The sequence below is a fragment of the Klebsiella sp. C239 genome, assembly GCF_048822715.1.
Taxonomy (GTDB): domain Bacteria; phylum Pseudomonadota; class Gammaproteobacteria; order Enterobacterales; family Enterobacteriaceae; genus Klebsiella; species Klebsiella quasipneumoniae.
Map to the genome: position 1 here is coordinate 1 of NZ_JBMEZK010000051.1, position 768 is coordinate 768.

2 pseudogenes are annotated in these 768 nt (G+C 65.5%); both read left to right on the forward strand.

Annotation, left to right across the window (positions count from 1 at the left end):
- A pseudogene (locus tag ACOI6Z_RS27510) lies at nt 1–67 on the forward strand (oxaloacetate decarboxylase gamma chain); the annotation flags it as partial.
- A gap of 15 nt (nt 68–82) precedes the next feature.
- Nucleotides 83–768, forward strand: a pseudogene (locus tag ACOI6Z_RS27515) (oxaloacetate decarboxylase); the annotation flags it as partial.

Genomic DNA, 768 nt, shown 5'->3' on the forward strand with positions numbered 1-768 from the left:
CGACTTCGCCCGCTTAACGCCGGCGATTGTCGCCGCCATTCACCACCACCGCCGTCTTCACCCTTAATTCACGGAGGAATTCATGACCGTTGCCATTACCGATGTCGTCCTGCGCGACGCCCACCAGTCCCTGTTCGCCACCCGTCTGCGTCTCGACGATATGCTCCCCGTCGCCGCTCAGCTTGACGACGTCGGCTACCGCTCGCTGGAGTGCTGGGGCGGCGCCACCTTCGACGCCTGCATCCGCTTCCTCGGCGAGGACCCGTGGGTCCGCCTGCGCGAGCTGAAAAAGGCGATGCCGAAAACCCCGCTGCAGATGCTGCTCCGCGGCCAGAACCTGCTCGGCTACCGTCACTACGCCGACGACGTGGTCGAACGCTTCGTGGAGCGCGCCGTCAAAAACGGCATGGACGTCTTCCGCGTCTTCGACGCCATGAACGACCCGCGCAACATGCAGGCCGCCCTGCAGGCGGTCCGCAGCCACGGCGCCCACGCCCAGGGCACCCTGAGCTACACCACCAGCCCGGCCCACACCCTGCAGACCTGGCTCGACCTCACCGAACAGCTGCTGGAGACCGGCGTCGACTCCATCGCGATTAAAGACATGTCCGGCATTCTCACCCCCGGCGCCGCCTTTGAGCTGGTCAGCGAAATCAAAAAACGCTTTGCCGTCACCCTGCACCTGCACTGCCACGCCACCACCGGCATGGCGGAGATGGCCCTGCTGAAGGCCATTGAAGCCGGCGTCGACGGCGTCGATACCGCCAT